The 19,134-nt window shown below is 65.7% G+C and carries 18 protein-coding genes; 3 read left to right on the top strand and 15 right to left on the bottom strand.

What is annotated here, in order from left to right:
• Positions 1–19: 19 nt before the first annotated feature.
• The 8 genes from MJ601_RS08200 to MJ601_RS08165 are packed head-to-tail and all read right to left on the bottom strand — an operon-like array spanning position 20 to position 8,703.
• On the bottom strand, positions 20–1,942 hold the full coding sequence (locus MJ601_RS08200) for a flagellar hook-length control protein FliK (RefSeq protein ID WP_242125520.1): 1,923 nt from the start codon (positions 1,940–1,942) through the stop codon (positions 20–22).
• Between the two features lie 7 nt (positions 1,943–1,949).
• A complete protein-coding gene (locus tag MJ601_RS08195) occupies positions 1,950–2,375 on the bottom strand; it encodes a hypothetical protein (protein ID WP_242125223.1) in 426 nt (141 codons plus the stop codon).
• Positions 2,372–3,700, bottom strand: a complete 1,329-nt coding sequence (locus MJ601_RS08190; RefSeq protein ID WP_242125221.1) for a FliI/YscN family ATPase — start codon at positions 3,698–3,700, stop codon at positions 2,372–2,374. The genes MJ601_RS08195 and MJ601_RS08190 overlap by 4 nt, the downstream gene beginning before the upstream one ends.
• Complete coding sequence (locus tag MJ601_RS08185) at positions 3,697–4,332, bottom strand: FliH/SctL family protein (protein ID WP_242125219.1); 636 nt, start codon at positions 4,330–4,332, stop codon at positions 3,697–3,699. The genes MJ601_RS08190 and MJ601_RS08185 overlap by 4 nt, the downstream gene beginning before the upstream one ends.
• A complete protein-coding gene (gene fliG / locus MJ601_RS08180; protein WP_242125217.1) occupies positions 4,319–5,335 on the bottom strand; it encodes a flagellar motor switch protein FliG in 1,017 nt (338 codons plus the stop codon). The genes MJ601_RS08185 and fliG overlap by 14 nt, the downstream gene beginning before the upstream one ends.
• Positions 5,328–7,079, bottom strand: a complete 1,752-nt coding sequence (fliF, locus tag MJ601_RS08175) for a flagellar basal-body MS-ring/collar protein FliF (protein WP_242125215.1) — start codon at positions 7,077–7,079, stop codon at positions 5,328–5,330. The genes fliG and fliF overlap by 8 nt, the downstream gene beginning before the upstream one ends.
• A gap of 3 nt (positions 7,080–7,082) precedes the next feature.
• Complete coding sequence (gene fliE, locus MJ601_RS08170; protein ID WP_242125212.1) at positions 7,083–7,442, bottom strand: flagellar hook-basal body complex protein FliE; 360 nt, start codon at positions 7,440–7,442, stop codon at positions 7,083–7,085.
• 13 nt (positions 7,443–7,455) lie between these two features.
• Complete coding sequence (locus MJ601_RS08165) at positions 7,456–8,703, bottom strand: sigma-54 interaction domain-containing protein (RefSeq protein ID WP_242125210.1); 1,248 nt, start codon at positions 8,701–8,703, stop codon at positions 7,456–7,458.
• A 338-nt stretch (positions 8,704–9,041) separates the two neighbouring features.
• Between MJ601_RS08165 and MJ601_RS08160 the strand changes: the two genes are divergently transcribed.
• The 3 genes from MJ601_RS08160 to mdoH all read left to right on the top strand — a co-directional run bounded on the left by MJ601_RS08160 (position 9,042) and on the right by mdoH (position 13,538).
• Positions 9,042–9,866, top strand: coding sequence for a flagellin N-terminal helical domain-containing protein (locus tag MJ601_RS08160; RefSeq protein WP_242125208.1), 825 nt, complete (start codon positions 9,042–9,044; stop codon positions 9,864–9,866).
• Between the two features lie 223 nt (positions 9,867–10,089).
• Positions 10,090–11,571 (top strand): OpgD/OpgG family glucan biosynthesis protein, encoded by a 1,482-nt coding sequence (locus MJ601_RS08155; protein WP_242125206.1) that lies wholly within the window; start codon positions 10,090–10,092, stop codon positions 11,569–11,571.
• Between the two features lie 74 nt (positions 11,572–11,645).
• Positions 11,646–13,538: a glucans biosynthesis glucosyltransferase MdoH gene (gene mdoH, locus MJ601_RS08150; RefSeq protein WP_242125204.1), complete on the top strand. Its 1,893-nt coding sequence runs from the start codon at positions 11,646–11,648 to the stop codon at positions 13,536–13,538.
• 10 nt (positions 13,539–13,548) lie between these two features.
• Here mdoH and MJ601_RS08145 read toward each other — a convergent pair whose 3' ends face one another.
• The 7 genes from MJ601_RS08145 to MJ601_RS08115 all read right to left on the bottom strand — a co-directional run.
• Positions 13,549–14,286, bottom strand: coding sequence for a sigma-70 family RNA polymerase sigma factor (locus tag MJ601_RS08145; protein WP_242125202.1), 738 nt, complete (start codon positions 14,284–14,286; stop codon positions 13,549–13,551).
• 12 nt (positions 14,287–14,298) lie between these two features.
• Positions 14,299–16,419, bottom strand: a complete 2,121-nt coding sequence (flhA, locus tag MJ601_RS08140; protein ID WP_242125199.1) for a flagellar biosynthesis protein FlhA — start codon at positions 16,417–16,419, stop codon at positions 14,299–14,301.
• 9 nt (positions 16,420–16,428) lie between these two features.
• Positions 16,429–17,250 carry a lysozyme family protein gene (locus MJ601_RS08135; RefSeq protein WP_242125197.1) on the bottom strand — a complete coding sequence of 274 codons (822 nt, stop codon included), beginning with the start codon at positions 17,248–17,250 and terminating at the stop codon, positions 16,429–16,431.
• A gap of 152 nt (positions 17,251–17,402) precedes the next feature.
• On the bottom strand, positions 17,403–17,711 hold the full coding sequence (locus tag MJ601_RS08130) for a hypothetical protein (protein WP_242125196.1): 309 nt from the start codon (positions 17,709–17,711) through the stop codon (positions 17,403–17,405).
• Positions 17,712–17,715: 4 nt separating this feature from the next.
• Entirely contained in the window at positions 17,716–17,994 is a 279-nt protein-coding gene (gene flgM, locus MJ601_RS08125; protein WP_242125194.1) for a flagellar biosynthesis anti-sigma factor FlgM, read from the bottom strand.
• A gap of 46 nt (positions 17,995–18,040) precedes the next feature.
• Positions 18,041–18,589 carry a flagella basal body P-ring formation protein FlgA gene (locus MJ601_RS08120; RefSeq protein WP_242125192.1) on the bottom strand — a complete coding sequence of 183 codons (549 nt, stop codon included), beginning with the start codon at positions 18,587–18,589 and terminating at the stop codon, positions 18,041–18,043.
• Positions 18,590–18,654: 65 nt separating this feature from the next.
• Positions 18,655–19,134, bottom strand: a 480-nt coding sequence (locus tag MJ601_RS08115; protein ID WP_245405716.1) for a flagellar motor protein MotB, incomplete at its 5' end; no start/stop codon positions are given.

The raw sequence follows: 19,134 nt of genomic DNA, 5'->3' as shown, positions 1-19,134 counted from the left end.
GTCCCCCGTATCAGGCCAATCAGGCATAGCGCGCGCGCACGGTATCATTGCCCGCCCGGCGCATGTCGTCATGGTTAAGAACGGCAGGATCGCCGGAATTTTTAGGGGTAAAGCTGCTATTTTCCTGCGCCCGCCAGCGGCCCTGCCCCTGCGACTGTCCCATATTCTGGCTGTTGGCCCAGGCGCTTTGTCCCGTCTGTTGCTGGGACGCCTGCTGCTGGGGCTGCTGCTGCGAACCTTGCTGACTGGCGCCGTCGGCCCGCGCGGCTTCCGCGACATGGGGCGCACGCTCGATCTTCACATCGGTGATGCGCACGGCCGCCAGTCCCGCATCGAGCCGCAGCCGGTCGCTGTCCTGACGAAGCGCCGTCTCCGCCGCCGCGCTGGCAACGGTCAGGCTGACGGACGCGCCCTCCTGTCCGTGCCGGATATCGACCTGGACCGGGCCGAGCTGGTCAGCGTTGATCTGGAAACGGCCCTGCGCTCCATTGGCGGACAGCCCAGCGATATCGCGGGCCAGACCGTCGATCCACTGGCCCGAAACGCCCATGTCGACGACCTGCGCGCCCAGGCTGGCGGACAGATCCGCAACCGGGGCGGCGGCAACCGTCGAAGGCACGGCCGGGGTGGAAGCGGACTGCAGCGGCGCAGCCTGTGGCGCCGAAAGGTCGGGCGATGGCTGGGCCGGACTTGCCAAGGGCGTTTCAGCCATTCTCGAAGACCGGTCCGACTTGGTCCGGGCGATGGCGGAAAGCTGTTCACCGACGCGAACCGGCGCGCCCGGCTGACGGGCCGAAATCTGATCGCGCACCATCTGGAGCAGGGCAAGCGCTTCGGATTTCATCGGCTGGGCCTGCACCGCGGGAACCGCCGCCAAGGGCTGATCCGCGACCGTGGGCTGTTCGTCGGCGGTCGGGACAGGCTTTGCCATCGGAGCATCGGGAATGCCGGTCACCGGCGCCCGACTCGCAGGCTGGGAGGATTCCCGAAGCTGCGGGGCAGCCTCCGCGATCACGACAGGTATATCGGCGGCTAGCCCGGTGGGGTCAGGCGCTGGAGATGCGGCCTTGGCCGATGGGACAGGGTCGATTTCCGGCGGAGACTCCGGTCTGGCTTTTGTGTCTGTCGGGATCGGCACCGGCTGCGGCCATGCTTCCGGCACAACGGCGGAAGCCTGGGATGTTTCACCTCCTGCTGCCGCTTCGGCCGGGGGAGGCGGCGGCGCGGCATTCACCACGGGCATGGGCATCGGCATAGGCATTGGCAGGGGATGCGACGCCGCTTCGTTCCGGACCGGAGCCGACTTGCCCTCATCCTCCTGATCCGGTCCCGCCTCTTGAGGCGCTTGCTCAACGGCCGGATCATCCCCGAAAGCTTCGGTAGTCGCCATTTCCGCCTTTTCCACAGATTTGGCGACTTTGACGGGTTTATCCTGTTTCCCGACAGGTTGATCGGTGACAACCAACTCGCCTTCTTCAGGTTCAGGCGATGGCAGCGCAGTTCGATCGACAGGCTCCGGTGTTACAGGCGCGACAGGCCCCGTCTCGTCCGATGGCGGTACAGGCGCCACCTCTTCAGCCTCGGCCTGATCGCTCTGCTGCGCCTTTTCCACCCTCTGCGCCAGGCCAGGGGGCAACGGCAACGATGGCTTGCGATGGGCCTGAACCGCATTCAGCGCCGTTGCCAGGCCAAGGGGCAGTTCTCCCGTGGTCACTGCGGTCGAGGACGCCTCCACTTCGGGCAGATCGGCGGCCTGCGGAGCGGTCGCCGCCCCATCCGTGACCGCCACCGTCTGGGCTGCGGTCGGCGCCTCCATCGTACCATGGAGCAACTGCGCGAAATCGGCGCCCGCCTCGCCCGGAACGGCAAGGGCGCCAGCCCCCTCGACCGGCACATGCGTGGCGGCCGAGGAGAAGAGCAAGGCCTTGAGACTGGTCAGCATGTTCACGTCAGACATCTCCTGTCCGCTGCATCCTGCGATAGCGCGGCAAAGCCGCCAGTTTATTCTCCCGCCATTCCTCCAGGTCCGCGCGGGCGCGATCCTTGAGCTTCACGGCGATTTCGCGATCCCGATTGGCCGCCAGGCTGAGGCCTTCCTTGACCTCCACCTTGCGGCGCGCATCGTAGAGCGCACCATCCAGCTGGCGCCCCGCCTGTTCCAGACGACCCGCCAGTTCCTGCATCGCTGCAAAATTCGCGCCAGTTGCGACGCCCTGGGCCGTAAAAAGATCATTGCGCACATTGCGCAGCCTTTCGACATTGCGGGCGATGCCCTCCGCCTCGTCGCGGGCGCGGGCGGTTTCGGCCACCGCCATGGCATGCTGGACATGGCGAACGCGCAGCACGCGGTTGCGGCGGGAGACCTCCTCCTTCACGCGCCGAACTCAGCGATCAGCGCATCGGCGCTGGTGGGAAGATCGATGAAACTCTTCTGATCCTGCCGGATGAAGTCGAGAATGTCCTGGCGCCGCTGCACCGCTTCATCGATCACCGGATCGTTGCCGGGGCGATAGGCGCCCATCAGGATCAGGTCGCGATTTTCCTCATAGGCCGCCCACAGGCGGCGATAGGCGGCGGCGGCCATGCGATGCTCGTCGGGCACCACATCGGCCATGACGCGGGACAAGGACTTGCCGATGTCGATGGCGGGGAAGATCGCCTGTTCCGACAGATGGCGCGACAGCACGAAATGCCCGTCGACGATGGCGCGGGCAGCGTCGACGATCGGATCGTCGGTATCGTCGCCATCGGCCAACACGGTGTAGAGCGCGGTGATCGATCCGCCGGTGCGGGCATCGACGCCAGCCCGCTCGACCAGGCGTGGGATCAGCGCGAGCGCGGAGGGGGGATAGCCCTTCATCGCTGGCGGTTCGCCGAGCGCAAGGCCGATCTCGCGCTGGGCATGGGCGCAGCGGGTCAGGCTGTCGATCAGCAGCAGCACCTTCTTGCCGCGCGCGCGGAAATATTCGGCGATGGCGGTGGCACGGGCGGCGGCGCGCAGGCGCAGCACCGGCGGATGGTCGGCTGGCACGGCGACGACGATGCTCTTGTGCATCGCGCCCTTGAGCTTGGTTTCCAGAAAGTCGCTGACCTCGCGCCCGCGTTCGCCGATCAGGCCAGCGACGACGATATCGGCCTCGGCACCCTGGATCATCTGGCCCATCAGCACCGACTTGCCGACACCGGACCCCGCGATGATGGCGATGCGCTGGCCGCGTCCGGCGGTCAGCAGCGCGTTGACGGCGCGGACACCCAGATCGAAGGCTTCGGTCACCCGCCCCCGGTCGAGGACATTGCCCTTGACCCCGTTGAGCGGCCAGGATCCGCCCGCGATGATCGGCCCCTTGCGGTCGAGCGGCTGGCCCATGGCGTCGATGACGCGGCCGATCAGCCCCTCGCCCACCTGCACCATGTTGGCCTGGCTGTCCGGCTCCACGCGCGCGCCATTTTCCAGCGGCGCGTCATTGTCGAGCGGCACCAGCAAAGTCCTGTCGCCGCGAAAGCCGACGACCTCGGCACGGCAGACGGTGCCGTCCGCCGCGATCACCCGCGCGCCCGCGCCGATGGGGCGGCGAAAGCCCGTGACTTCCAGCATCCCCGCATCATGGCTGACCAGACGGCCGACATGGCGCGGCTGGCGGTTCTGGACCTGCATATGGTCGAACAGCGTCTCCGCCTGGGCTAGCGCGGCGCGGATCATCCTGCCTTGCCCTCCATGTCGTCTAGCAGCGACCGGAGGCGTGAGAGGCGCACGTCCGGGCCGTCCTCGACCCAGCCATCCTTCGTTTCCAGCCGGACGCAACCGCGCTGCATGGCGCTGTCGCCCACCAGCCTGACGCCGATCTCTTCCCCGTCCAGCAAGGCGATATCCTCAGGGTGCAGATGCAGCGCGCCCTTTTCGTCATTGTCCTCGATGAAGGCGGCAACGGTATCGCAGCGCTGGAGCAGCCGCTCGATGTCGATCTCGACCTCGCCCACAATCTGCTCGACCAGCCGCACCACGGTGGCGGACAACATGGTGGAGAGCATGCCGCTGGGCGCCGGCGCCAGCAGTTCGAGCGCCTGGGCCAGACGGTTGCGCGCCTCGGCCTCGGCAGCATTGGCATCGGCGGTCACGCGGCAGCCTTCGTCGAAGCCCATGGCAAAGGCCTCGATGCGTGCCTGTTCCAGTATATCCTCTTCGCTTTGCGGCGCGGCGTCGTTGACGGCCGTGCCCTGCGCGCCATGCCCTTCGGTAAAGAGGCTGCGGAAGCCGCCGCTCCTGACCTGGCCCATGCCGCCCAGCGGGATGCTGGCGACGTCGTGCCCGTTCCAGCCCTTATACAAAATCATTCCCCTTGCCGCCCAGCATGATGGTGCCCGCATCGGCCATGCGGCGGGCGGTGCCGATGATCAGCTTCTGCGCGTCGATCACTTCGGCGAGGCGGATCGGACCGCGTTCCTCGATCTCGTCGGCGATCGCCTGCGCGGCGCGGGCGGACATGGACCCGAAGATCTTGGCCTTCAGCATGTCGTTCGCACCCTTCAGCGCGACCACCAGGATCGAACTGTCGACGGTGCGCATCAGCGTGCCCAGATTCTTGTCGTCCATGTCGATAAGATTGTCGAAGACGAACATTTCCTCCTCGATGGTCTGGGCGACCATCTTGTCCCGCTTGGCCAGCGCCTTGATGATGCGCTGTTCATTTTCCTTGCGGACATTGTTCATGATCGCAGCCGCTTCGACCGTGCCGCCGCGCTGCGAGGCACCGCCCTGCTTCTTGGCCATATTGCCGCGCAGGAGAAGCTGTTCGAGGTCGTCGAGCGCCTCGTTCGACACGGGGCCGAGCGTGGCGATGCGGTAGACGATCTCTTCCTGATATTCGGCCGGCAGCAATTGCAGCACATCGGCGGCGATCGGCGCCTCCAGATGAGCGAGCACGATCGCCATGATCTGCGGATGCTCCGCCTCGATCAGCGCGGCGATTTCCTTGGCATCCATCCATTTCAGCATTTCGAGCTGCGTCGACCGGGTGGGCGGGGTGATGCGGGCGAGCATATTCTCCGCCCGTTCCTCACCCAGCGCCTTGGTCATCGCGCCGCGAATATGCTGGGTCGCGCCATAGCCGATGGTGGTGCGCTTCTTCGCCTTGGTGACGAAATGGTCGAGCGCTTCATTGACTTCCTCGACCGCGACGTCAGCGACATCGTACATCGCATAACCGAGCTGACGCACTTCGTCGGGTTCGAGGCGCGAGAGGATCTGCGCGGCTTCGTCCTCGTCGAACAGCATCAGCAGGACGGCGGCGGCGGCACTGCCCTTCAGCGCCGGGCTGGCGGCGTCAACCTCAGGCATTTTCCTTCTTCCCTTCCTTCAGAAGGTCGCGAACGACCAGCGCGGCGCGATCGGGGTCCTGCTTCACGAAATTGCGGATCAGGTCGGCGCGCTGGGCATAGTCGTAGGTGGAGGAGATCATATCGAGCGTCACGGGCGCCGAGCCATCGGGGTTCACGGCAGCCTGGCGGGTGATTTCGGTCGAGATTTCGCGGCCGATCTTCTTGCCTTCCGCGGCGTTCCGCTCGGCGGCGGCCTCCTGTGCGGCGGCGCGGCGCTTCAGCAGCGGCCGGCCGATGCCGAAGATCACCAGCAGCGCGACCAGCAGTGCCGAGACGTTGCGCACCAGCGGCGACACCCATTCGGCTTCATACCAGGGGGTCGTCGCCGCCTCTTCCTTGACGAAGCTGCGCGAGGACAAGGCCACCACGTCGCCACGTGCTTGGTCGAAGCCGACCGCGCCCTTCACCAGAGCCTCCAGAGCCGCAATTTCCTGCGCCGAGCGGGGCTTGCCGTCCGGGCCGTTGTCCAGCGCCACGGCGACGGAGAGGCGCTTCACCGTGCCGATCGCATCCTTGGTCACGGAGACTTCACGCCCCAGTTCGAAGCTGCGGTTGAAGGTTTCCTCGGTCTTCATCAGCGGATTGGGCGGGGTGCCGGGCTGGGCGGCGGTCTGCGCGCTGGTGGTGCCCTGGGCCACGGCCTGGCCATTGGGATTGGTCTGGGTGACGGTCGGATTGACCGGCGCCTGGTTGCTGAGGGCGCCGGGGACGCCACTGGCCTCCCCGCCCTTGCCCTGACCGCGCGGGTCGGAGGCCCAGGTGCCCTGTTCGCTGCGCAGCCGCGCCTCGTCCTGCGGATAGGTTTCGCGGGTCGCCTGCCGCTCGGCAAAGTTCAGTTCGGCATGCACCTCGGTCGAAAATTTGCCCGCGCCCAAAATCGGGGTCAGCAGGGCGATCACCGACTGGCGATAGCGATCCTCCATCTTCGTCTGCACGGCAAGCTGGCGATCGTCGGCGGCATTGCTGTCATTATTGCTGAGCAGGTGGCCATTCTGGTCGACGACCGAAATATCCTCCGGATTGAGTTCGGGGATGGACGAAGCGACGAGGTGGACGATCGCGCTCACCTGCGCGTCGGTCAGCGACCGGCCCGAAGCCAGACGCAGCATCACCGAGGCCGACGGCTTGGCCCGCTCGCGCAGAAAAACGCTGGGCGGTTCGACGGCCAGATGCACCTTCGCGCTTTCGACGCTGTCGATCGCCTCGATGGTGCGGGCCAGATCCATTTCGCGGGCCGAGCGCAGCTTTTCGCCCTCCACCGCACGACTGGCGCCCATCGGCAGGCTGTCGATCATGCTGTTGCCGTCGGGCGCGCTCTTGGGCAGGCCCTGGGCGGCGAGCATCATCTTCGCCTTGAAATAATCGTCCTGGCCAACGGTCATGCCGCCCGAATTGTCGAAGTCGTAGCGGATGCCATTCTGGTCCAGAACCTGCGCGACCGCCGACTTGTCGGCATCGGGCAAGGCGCGGAACAGGTCGCGCTGCGGCGGCTCGCGCAGCGCCAGCCACGCCGCGCCAGCCGTCGCGACTACGCCCAGCAGGCCCAGCAGCGGCAGGCTTTTCGCTACGGCCGGCTGCTTGATGAAGCCGGTGAAGCGCGCCCTCAGCGCATCGACGCCCTTCGCGCCACCGGGAAAGGCGGAGCTGGTGGCCGGGAGAGCGGCAGCGCCGCCAACGGAGGGGGTGAGTGCGTTCTCGCTCATGGATTACACCGGCATGCTCATGATGTCCTTGTAAGCGGACAACAATTTGTTGCGGACCTGAAGGGTGGCTTCGAAGCTGACCGACGCCTGCTGCTTGGCAAGCATGACGCCGGCAATATCCGTCGTTTCCCCCCGTTCGAACGAGGCGGCGGCTTCGCCCGCCTGATTTTGCAGGCCATTGACCTGCTCCAGCGCCGATTTCAGCGCATCGGTGAAGCCGCCCGGCGCGGTGGCGCCATTGGTGCCGACCGCCGATCCGGTGCCGACATTGCCGGTCTGGGCAACATCGCGCAGCGCGGCGTTCTTCTGAAGGATGGCGTTGCGGATCGCCATCACGCTGTCGGTGGGGGAAATGCTAGACATGCCCTATCTCCCCTTAAGCGGCCAGCTCGCGCATCTCGGCGAGCCGATAGCGCAAGGTGCGTTCGGAAATGCCGAGCTTGCGCGCGGCGGCGGCGCGGTGACCATCGGTTTCGCGCAGCGCGGCGCGGACAGCCTCCAGCTTCGAATGATGGGCGACATCGCGCAGGCGGATCGGTTGGGCCGTTTCCAGCACCTGCGCCTGCACCACGCGCAGCGGCTGTGGCGCGCCGGTGATGTGCAGGTCGTCTGCATCGATCCGGTCGCCGTCGCGCAGGACGATGGCGCGCTGGAGGACATTGCCCAGTTCGCGTGCGTTGCCCGGCCAGCTATGCGCCGCCAGCTTCGCCAGAGCGGCGGCGGTCGGCCATATCAGGGCCTCCGGCGAACGCAGCAGCATGGCGGCGGCAATGGCGGTGACATCGCCCGGACGCTCCGCCAGCGGACGCAGTTCCAGCGGCATGACGTTGAGGCGCCAGTAGAGATCCTCGCGGAAACGCCCGGCGGCGACTTCGGCAGCGAGGTTGCGGTTGCAGGCCGCGATGATGCGGACATTGACCGGCACCGGATGGGTCGCGCCGACCGGCAGCACCTCGCCCTCCTGCAGCGCGCGAAGCAGCTTGGCCTGCAGCGCGAGCGGCAGCTCGGCAATTTCGTCGAGGAACAGCGTACCGCCGTCGGCTGCCAGGAACAGGCCCTCCGACGCATTGTTCGCGCCGGTGAAGCTGCCCTTCTTGTGGCCGAAGAGCATGGCTTCCATCATGGTTTCGGGAAGAGCCGCGCAGTTGACGGCGATGAAGTCATGGTTCGTGCGGCCCGACTGGGCGTGCAGGAAGCGCGCCATGCCTTCCTTGCCGGTGCCGGTGTCGCCCTGGATCAGCACGGTGGCATCGCTGCGGGCCACGCGGCCGGCCAGCTTCATCAGCCGGGCGCTGGCCGCATCGCCCACTGCCGGTACGGCAGCAGGCCGTGCCAGCGCGGCGATCAGCGCGAAGGCAAAGCCCATATCCTCCAGCCCGAAGGCGACGCGGGCGGGCAGGCCGTTGGCAGCGGGAACCAGGGACGGTTCCCCATCTATCAGGTTGATCAATATGTCGCGATGGGTGGCGTACCCGATCTCGGTCGCCAGCAGCACGCGCCGGTCATCCCGCTCGCGCGGATTCTGCGCGTCCAATATACGCACGGAGAAGAATGCATTTTCCAGCCAGTGCTGCAGGCCCGGAACGAGCGCACAGACTCCTCGGCTCACGTCCAGTGATGACATGAACTTGACCCCATGTTTCTGGCAGGCTTGTACCCCCGTACACCCCTGACCCCTTCGATGGGTTCAAATTGCCCGAGCATGGTTATCATATGGTTAATCCGGCAAACCTCTTGCCGCATCACGGCAATTTTTTTCCGGCCGCGGGGAACTTTTCTCTCGCTTCCGCATATAAGGGCGCCTGCCCTTCTCCAGAAAAGCCCAGTTTCCCGGGCTTTTTAAAGTTTTTTCAAAAAAAGTGAGGCATGGCCTAAAAGCTTTTTTTCGCCCGCCGTTATCCCCTTTCGAGGCCGCAAGCAGCCTGATGGCAGCGACCTGATAGTGAACGGAAAGGGATTATCATGACTGTTATCGGAACCAACTCTTCGGCGCTGCGTGCTCAGAATGCCAACGCGGCTTCCAGCAAGGCGCTCTCCACCGCAATGGAACGCCTGTCGACCGGCAAGCGCATCAACTCGGCCAAGGACGACGCCGCCGGCCTCGCCATCGCCGCCACCATGACCTCGCAGATCCGCGGCATGACCCAGGGCATCCGCAATGCGAACGACGGCATCTCGCTGGCGCAGACGGCGGAAGGCTCGCTCGACGAAGTCACCAACATGCTGCAGCGTATGCGTGAACTGACCGTCCAGTCGGTCAACGGCACCAACGATACCAATGCTCAGGCGAACATCGCGTCCGAACTGACCTCGCTTTCGACTCAGCTGACCGACACGCTCGCCAACACCAAGTTCAACGGCCTGACCCTGTTCGACGGCACGGCCGGCACGGCCGGCACCGTGACGATCCAGGCCGGTGCGAACAGCAGCGACGGCGTCGACATCAAGTTGGACAAGCTGACCACCGACGCCACCATCACGGCCGTCACCGGTCTGACCTTCACCAGCCTGACCTCGGCCGACCTCGACAAGTTCGACACGGCGATCCAGACGGTTTCGACGACCCGCGCCAACCTGGGCGCCGCGCAGAACCAGCTGGAATCGGTGGTCAACAGCCTGACCGCGAACGTCACCAACCTGACTGACGCGAAGAGCCGCATCGAGGACGCGGACTTCTCGACCGAGACGACCGCTCTCGCCAAGGCCCAGATCCTGAGCCAGGCCTCGACCGCGATGCTGGCCCAGGCGAACCAGAGCCAGCAGAACGTCCTGAAGCTGATCCAGTAATCCGCTTCTTGCCGAATTGACCGGCTGAGGTCTTGGTCACCGACAGCCTGTCATGCCACCCCCGGCACATTAACAGTCCCCACCGTGCCGGGGGTACAAACTTCGATGAAACGACCAGTCCAAAGAAGCCTCCGTCCCCCCGGACGGAGGCTTCATCGCATTTCCCGATCGGTTCGGGATCGAAACACTTGCCTTGGCGTTTTTCGCACCCATGATGCGGAACATGACCAAGATAGATCGCCGCGCGATGATCGCGGCCTCCGGCGCGGCGCTGCTGCTTCCCGGGCCTCTTTTCGCGCAGGCCCGCGCAGACAGCTTTTCCTGGGACATTCTGGTGGGCAGGGCGCAACGGCTGGCCCGCGGCGACTTTGCGGTCACGCCTTTCTTCCCCGGCGCGGACAAGATCGGCTACGACGCCTTCAACCAGGCACGGTTCCGCGACGAGCGGACGATCTGGAACGAGCTTGGCGGCGACACCGGCATCCGCCTCTTTCCCCTGAGCAGCACGGTCCAGCAGCCCGTCACCATCGCGCTGGTCGAACGCGGCCGGGCCACGCCGCTGCGCTACGACCCCGCCATGTTCGATGCGCCGCCGGGCAGCCCCGTGCACGCGCTTGGGCCGGATGCGGGCTTTGCCGGTTTTCGCATCATGAACGCGGCCCGGGACGGCGACTGGCTGTCCTTTCTGGGCGCGACCTATTTCCGGGCGCCCGCGGACAAGCAGTTCGGACTGTCCGCCCGCGCCGTCGCGCTCAACACCAGCATCGCGGGCAAGGAGGAATTCCCCCGCTTCACCCATTTCTGGCTGGAACGCACCGGGGGCAGCAGCGTGACCGTCTATGCCCTGCTCGACAGCGCGTCCATCACCGGCGCAATGCGCTTTGCCAGCAGTCTCGACCGGGACGGCGTGCATCAGGATGTCGATGCGGTCTTCTTCACCCGCCGCGCCATCCCCGAACTGGGGCTGATGCCGATGACCAGCATGTTCTGGTACGATCAGGCCGACCGGCGCACCCGCACCGACTGGCGCCCGGAAATCCATGACAGCGACATGCTGAGCATCGCCAGTGCCGATGGCACCGCCCATTGCCGCCCGCTGGTCAATCCGTCCGCGCCTCGCGTCGATGTCTTTGCAGAGCGCAACCCCAGGGGCTTCGGCCTGCTCCAGCGCGACCGCGACTTCGACCATTATCAGGACGACGGCGTGTTCTACGAGCGGCGCCCCTCGCTCTGGGCCACGGCCCGAAAGCCGCTTGGTGCAGGCCAGGTGCGGCTTTATGCCTTCCCCACCGACAGCGAATATACCGACAATGTCGCGGCCTACTGGACGCCTGCCGCCCCCACCCGCGCGGGCAGCCGCATCGAGGCCAGCTACCGGCTGGACTGGACCAGCGCCCGCACGCCCGCCTCGACCGGACTGGCCACGGTGGAGAATATCTGGCTCGGCAAATCCGAACCGGACGGCGACCGGCTTCTGATCGACTTCGCGGGCGTGCCCGACAGGGCGCAACCCGATATCTGGGTCGACCTGGCCGGGGGAACGCTTGTCAAGAAGGCGGGCTATCCCGTCCTCCATCAGAAGGGCTTGTTCCGCGTGGTCCTAGATATCCGCCGGGATCGGGGCAAGGCGGCTGATATTCGCGCCCAGCTTCGCTCCGGCAATCGCCCGTTCAGCGAATATGTGCATTATCCGCTAGGCGCCTGAAGGGAACCAGCCTGCATGGAATCAGGTTATTGGCACGGGCTTTTCTATGAACGAGTGTGGGCAATGGGTCTGGCATGAAGGCAACTGGCGGCGTGGAATCGAGTAAGACCATCGCACCGGCACCGGGCAAGGCGTTCGAGCATCTGCCCGCCGAACGGCGGCTGGCCATGCCTGCGCAGGATTTTTCGGCCAGCCCGCGCGACCTGCCACACCGTCCGTTCAACGTCGACTTGTGGGCACGGCGCCTGCTGGTCGTCCTGCTGGCCCTGCTGCCCGCTTCCATGGCGGCGCACGAGATGCGGCGGTCGATCGGCCTGGACGGCATTTCGGTGTGGGAAGGCGTCTATCTTGCGCTGTTCATCCCGTTGTTCGCCTGGATCGCCTTCGGATTCGCGACCAGCCTGATCGGTTTCCTGCTGCTGACGGTGGGCAAGGGCAAGGGGGCCGGCCCCTATCGCATGCGTTCCACCACCCCCTTGCGCGGACGGACCGCCGTGCTGCTGCCGGTCTGCAACGAGGATTTCCAGGGCGTGCTGGGCCGGCTGTCGATCATGGAGCGCTCGCTGGCGCAGGTGATGGGCGGCGAGCGCTTCGAATTCTTCATCCTCAGCGATTCGAACCCCGCCAATGGCGAGATCGAGCGCACGGCCTATCTCAAGATGCGCAAGAGCTTCTCCCGTCCCGTCCATTATCGCCGTCGCGCGCTGAACGTCGGGCGCAAGCCCGGCAATATCGCCGAATGGGTCCAGCGCTTCGGCGGTGCCTATGACTATATGATCGTGCTGGACGCCGACAGCGTGATGAGCGGCCAGACCATGGCACGCCTTGCCGCCGATATGGAACGGCATCCGCATGTCGGCCTGATCCAGACCGTGCCGTCCATCGTCGGAGCGACGACCCTGTTCGCCCGATGGCAGCAATTTGCCAGCCGGTTGTTCGGGCCCATTTCCGCCGCCGGGATGATCTGGTGGGCAGGGTCCGAAGGCATGTTCTGGGGCCATAACGCCATCCTGCGGACGAGGGCCTTCGCGCAAAGCTGCGGCCTGCCGGAGCTGCCAGGCCGCGCCCCGTTCGGCGGCCATATCATGAGCCATGACATGATCGAGGCAGCCCTGCTGCGCCGTCGCGGGTGGGACGTGCACATCGTCATGGCGGACGACAGTTTCGAGGAATTTCCGCCCTCCCTGCCGGACCTCGCCACGCGCGACCGGCGCTGGTGCCAGGGCAATATCCAGCATGTACCCCTCCTCGCCAGGATCAGGGGGATGCATCCGGTCAGCAAGTTCCAGCTGTTCGTCGGCGCATCCGCCTATTGCACCTCGCCGCTCTGGCTGGCGCTGATGCTGGTCGTACTGGGCGGCGCGGCGGCGGGCGTATGGCCGCCCAGTGCGATCCTGCCTTCAGGCGGGCTGCTGGTGCTGACCGCCGTGCTGCTGTTCGGACCGAAGCTGCTCGCCATGCTCTGGGCGCTGGCCGATCCGTCCACTCGCATCGGCTTTGGCGGGGGCATCCGCATGATGCGCGGCGTGATCGCGGACATCGGCCTGTCGATCCTGATGGCCCCGGTCAGCATGCTGACCCAGACGATCAATCTGTTCGGTATCCTGATGGGGCGGAAAAGCAGCTGGAACGGGCAGACCCGCGATCGCGACGGCATGGCGATCCTTGGCGCCATCTGGCTGTTCAAATGGCATATATTGTTGGGCGTCGGCCTGACGATACTGGCGATCCGGTCGGGCACTTCCCTCGGCTGGATCATGCCGGTGGCAGCGGGGCTGGTGCTGGCTCCCTTCTTCGCGGCCTTCACGGCGCGCAAGGATCTGGGAAGCCATGTCGCGAAAAGCGGGCTGTTCCAGGTGGCGGAGCCGTGGTGGCGGACGCAGAATTACCAGAAGACGCGCTATCGGCAGTTGCAGTTGGACAATGCGCCGATCAAGGGATTTTCCGACGCAGCCAACGATAGCTGATCGGTCGGCGTCAATCCCAGTCGCGCAGCTTTTCGCGCAGCTTGTCCAGCGCCGCTTTCTTGATCTGGCAGACCCGCGCCGCGCCAATGTCCAGCGTCGCGCCGATTTCCTCCAGATTGAGTTCCTCGACGAAATAGAGCTGGAGCACCAGCGCCTCGCGCTGCGGCAGGTCACCGATGCACTTGGCCAGCGCACCCTTTAGCGACTCCCGTTCCAGCACATCGTCGGCACGGTCCTCGACGTCGGCGAACCACATGGACTGGTCGGAATAGACCTCGTCCATGCTGCTGTGTTGCACCATTTCGCAACTGTCCGCGACTTCGCGATAGGCGGCGGCATCCAGACCCATTTCCGCCGACATTTCCGCTTCCAGCGGCGCGCGGCCGAGCTTCTGCTCCAGCCGGTTGCGAATGGCCGCCAACTGCTTGCGCTGGGCCATGGCGGACCGCGTCATGGTGGCATGGCGGCGCAGATGGTCGATCATCGCCCCACGCACGCGCATCTGCGCGTAGGAGGCGAAACCCAATCCCCGATCCTCGAACCCGTTGGCCGCCTCGACCAGCGCGACCATGCCGATCTGGAGCAAATCCTCGATCTCGATGGCGCTCGAAACGCGGCCATGGACGTGCCAGGCAGTCTTGCGCACCAGCGGCATATATTGGCGCGCGAGGCGTTCAGGTGAATGGTTGTTGGCGGACCGGCCATAGGTATTGGCATCGGAACCGGCGACGACCCTGTTCATGAACATGAGACGAGTTCCTTATGCAACGCGTTCGCGCGTGGGCAGCGGATCGTGGCGCGGCGCGGGCCGCTGTTCGCCGCCGACCACGGCGACGACTTCCACGCCCTTGCCATCGGGTATTTCGAGGAAAGAGAGCACGGGCGTCTCCGGCAGATGCGGCTTGAACAGGCGGGCGAGCGCGCGACGCGCGACCGGCGAGGTGACGATGGCGAAGTTGCGCGCCTGACCCAGCAGCGGCCGGGCGGCTTGCACGACGGCTTCGATGATCCGGTTGGCCAGTGCCGGTTCGATGGGGTGCCGGGCATCGCCCGCCATGCGCATCGCCTGCGCGAGCAAAGCTTCCAGATCGCCGTCGAGCGTGATCACCGGCAGCGGCATCTTCACCGGAACGAGGCCCTGGATGATGAGCGAGCCGATCCGCTGGCGCACTGCCTCGACCAGCTGGTCGGGGCTCATGTCGGGCCGCGCGGCATCGACCATCGCCTCGCAGATGCGGCGGAAATCCTTGAGCGCGATGCCCTCCGCCAGAAGCGCACGGCAAAGCGCGCTGATCTGGGTAAGGCTCAAGAGCCCCGGCGTCAGGCCATCGACAAGCTGCGGCGCGGCCTCCTTCAGATTGTCGAGCAGCTTGCGCGCTTCGTCGAGGCCGAACATCTCGCTCGCATTCATCGCGATCAGCTGGTTGAGGTGCGTCGCCACGACCGTCGGCGGATCGACCACCGTATAGCCCGCGACCACCGCTTCGCTGCGCTTGGCGGGCGAAATCCATACCGCGTCGAGGCCGAAGGTCGGGTCCTTGGCTTCGCGGCCGGACACCGTGCCCTCCAGCGCGCCGCTGTCGAGCGCCAGCAGGTCGTCGGGGAAGATCTCGTCCTCGCCGACAACGACACCGGCAATGGTGATGCGATACTGGTTCGGCTCCAGCGCCAGATTGTCCTTCACGCGGACCATCGGCACGACAAAGCCCAGTTCCTTGGACAACTGGCGGCGAATGCCGGTGATGCGGGCCATCAGCGGGGCGCCCTTGCGCTCGTCGACCAGCCCGATCAGGCCATAGCCGATTTCGAGGCCCAGCACCGCGCCGTCCGAAACATCGTTCCACTCGATCACCGCCGGATTGGGCGGCGGCGCGGCGGGTTCGGGTTCGGCCGCCTTGCGTTGGCCAGCCTTGCGCAACTGCCATGCGATGCCCCCCGCAAGGGCAGCAGCGGGCAGGATGATCATGTGCGGCATCCCCGGCAGGATACCCAGGAAAGTCAGGATCGCGGCCACCGGAACCCAGGCCTTGCCCGAACCGAACTGGCTGGTGATCTGGCCCGACAGATCGTCGTCGCTGCCGACGCGGGTGACGATCGCCGCCGCCGCGATGGAGAGGAGAAGCGCCGGAACCTGTGCCACCAGCGCGTCGCCGATCGCGAGGATGATATAGGTCTGGGCTGCCTCGCCAATGGACAGGCCATGGCTGACGACCCCCAATATGATACCGCCGACGATGTTGATCGCCAGGATGAGGATGCCCGCGACCGCGTCGCCCTTCACGAATTTGCTGGCGCCATCCATCGAGCCATAGAAATCCGCCTCGGTCGCGACTTCGCGGCGGCGGACCTTGGCCTCTTCCGGAGTCAGCAGGCCGGCGTTGAGGTCGGCGTCGATCGCCATCTGCTTGCCCGGCAGAGCGTCCAGGGTGAAACGCGCGCTGACTTCCGACACGCGGCCCGCGCCCTTGGTGATGACGACGAGGTTGATGATCATCAGGATCGCGAAGACGAAGATGCCGACGACATAATCGCCGCCGATGAGAAAATGGCCGAACGCCTCGATCACATGGCCGGCCGCATCCGATCCCTCATGCCCCGACACCAGCACCACGCGGGTCGAGGCGACGTTCAGCGCCAGCCGTAACAGGGTCGCGAACAGCAGGACCGTGGGAAAGCTCGAAAAATCCAGCGGCTTTGCGGCATTCAGCGCCACCATCAGCACCGCCAGCGAGATCATGATGTTGGTGATGAACCCGATGTCCAGCATCATCGCAGGCACCGGCACCATCATGAACAGCACGACCATCAGCGTCGCAATCGGCAGCACCGCACCCTTGGCGGCACTCATCCAGATCTTCGCTTTGACTTGGGCAGGAGTCATTGTCGGCCGTTACCTTCCGAGGGTGGCAAGCATGAGATAGGCGAGACGCGCCGTCTGCGGGTCCGGCCGGACGCTGACGTCGGCGGCGCTCGCAAGACGCTGGGTTTCGATCCGCACATAATCGGCGGGCTGTACGGTCTTCGCGCCGGAAGGCAGCGAAGCGTCGGCATATTGGATGTCACCGGTGCCCACCGAATCGAAGCCCTTCTGGAGCTTGGCGGCAAAGCGGTCGCGGATTTCGGCAAAGCTGCGGGCATTGCCCTGCTTGTCGTAGAAGATCGAGCGGTTGGCTCGCGCCGCCGCGGGAAACAGGGAGGCGGCCGCCGCATCCGGCGCGCTGTCCTCCATCGACAGGAATTTGGCCGCGCCGCCCACGCCCAGGAAATGGGCCATATAAAGGTCGACCGGCTCGGCTTCGCGTCCCAGCCGCTGTTCGAGATAGGCCTTGTTGTCGGCGGCATGCTCCGCCGCCATCACCGAAGCGGTTTCGGGATGATTGCGCAGGTCCAGTATCTGCTGGCGCAAATCGGGGTCGGACACATAATAGCGTCCGTTGCTGCCCTTGCTGATCGCATCGGCAGCCCAGCCCAGCCCATATTCGCTGCCATGCTTGTCGATGACGGCGAGCCAGCTCTGGTCGACGAACTGGTACAGGCCCGTCGCGGAGGAAGTCGCCGCGCGGGCCGTCGGGTTGAGGCTGCTCTCGATCTTGGCCTGCCCCAACAGATAGGCGAAGTCCACGCCCGTCCTGCGGCTGGCCATGGCGATCGCGTTGGTCACGCGATTGCCTGCCGAAGCGCCCTGTACTGATATGTCTGCGAAAGCCGACACGGTTAACAATCCCCACTGGTACCCGGGGATCATTAGAGCAAGGCTTGTGCCAAGATTTGGTTAACGCGCGCTCATAATTAACGGCCGGGCATTCGGTTCAACGCAAAAGGGCGCCCTGGGCGCCCTTCATAAATCACCGAAAATAAGGGGTTTCAGCGCCCGTAGGTCAGCGGCGCCGTTTCCGATCCCTGGGCGGCCAGAATGGCCAGCCGCTGATTCGCATGGTCGGCCAGCACATTGGTCCGCACCCGCGCCGCCTCCATCAGTGATTGGAGCGCCTTCAGCCGGTCCTTCACCGCCGAATCGGACCGCCATACGCCGATGGCTCTCACCCCGGACGCCGCGCGCGCGATTCGGGCGCTGGCCGACTCGATCGCCGCCGGGTCCGCTCCATCCAGCACCGCGCGCAATTCCTCGAACGCTGCGGTCAGTTCATCCAGCGCGGCAAGCCCGAGCGGCATCGGTTCAGCCCGCGCTCGGCAGGTCGAGCGCGATCATGCGGTCGGCGATCGCCGCCGGATCGACCGGATAATTGCCCGAAGCAATCGCCGCCTTGATCGCCGCCACGCGGTCCATGTCGACCGGTGCGCCTTCCGCCGCCATGCGGGCCACCGGGCTGGCCGAAGCCGCCGCAGCGGACGAGGGCGCAGCCGAAGCGGCCGAGGCACGCGTCGTCCTGCCGCCTTCCTTCAGACGGTTCGCCTCTATGGCGGCACCCAGATTCTGGCCGACAGAGTTGATCATTGTTTCAATCCTTCATTCGTCCCGCACGAGGCTATAACGGCCGGGTTCAAAAATCCTTAAATCCCGGAACACGAACTATCCCCATTTCCACGACCTGCGCCAGTACCGGGGGTGATTTCTTGTCTTCGCGCACCCGGATCGTCTCGCCCAGGGCGCCGTCTTCGTCGGCCACCATCATGCGCGAGACGTTGAAACTGGCATTTCCCGCCATGAGCTGCACCGGATCGCCCTTCTTCACGAGCGCCTCCCTGGGCGCTGCGCGCATCGCGGGAGCATAGCGCGCGACCGGTCCTGAAGCCGCGGCCGCGCCGCCCGCGACCAGCGGCACGCGAATCCGCCAGCCCAGCGCATCGCATTTCACGATCGCGGCCCCGAACACAGGCCCCTCCACATTGGGCGTCGCCGGACAGGCGGCCAGCCGCAAGCGCCGGTCGACCGGTGCGATCGGCCCTCCCGGCTCACCCACATTGGCGCCGACGGTCATCGCGACCAGACTGTCGATGCGATCCAGATTCTCGAATTTCTGCTGCGCGATCGCTGGCTGCGACGCCAGGGTCGACAGCAGCAGAAGGAGGATCTTGGGCTTGATGTTCACGGCGTCTCTCCGATGAAGCGGACAGGATTAACCATGAGATACGCAAATATCGTGCCAGACATCTCTCATTGGGCCGGCAATATGCGAATGACCTGCCCCTTGCCCGCCGCGCCATCCAGCTGGTCCAGACCGCGCAGGACGATCCGGTGCCGATCCACGCCCCTGTCCTTCAACGCTCGCGCCACCGCGCCAAGCCGCGCGGCCGCCAGGTCCCAGCTATCGAATCGCTGCCGCCCCGGATCGCTGCCCTGGCTGCTGATCTCCAGCCGTCCCTGATCCCCCGCAAAGCGCTGCGCCACCCTCGTCAGCCGCGCCTCTCCCAGCGGGGTCAGCAGGGCCTCGCCCGGCACGAACAGTTCGGACGCGGCGATTTCCGTCGCCTGAGCCATGGCGCGCCCGCCAAATTGCTGGCGCACCTGCGCGAGCATCGCGTCGCGACGCTGTCCGCCCGCCTGCAACATGACGAAAAAGCCCAGCAGCAACAGCAGCAGATCGGCGAAACTGAGTGCCCAGCGGCTTCGCCGGGCACCGGAAGGGGTGAGGAT

Source organism: Sphingobium trunci (assembly GCF_022664535.1).
In the GTDB taxonomy this organism is placed as follows: Bacteria; Pseudomonadota; Alphaproteobacteria; order Sphingomonadales; family Sphingomonadaceae; genus Sphingobium.
Note: the sequence above shows the minus strand (reverse complement) of the source record. Positions and strands in the feature narration are given on the sequence as shown.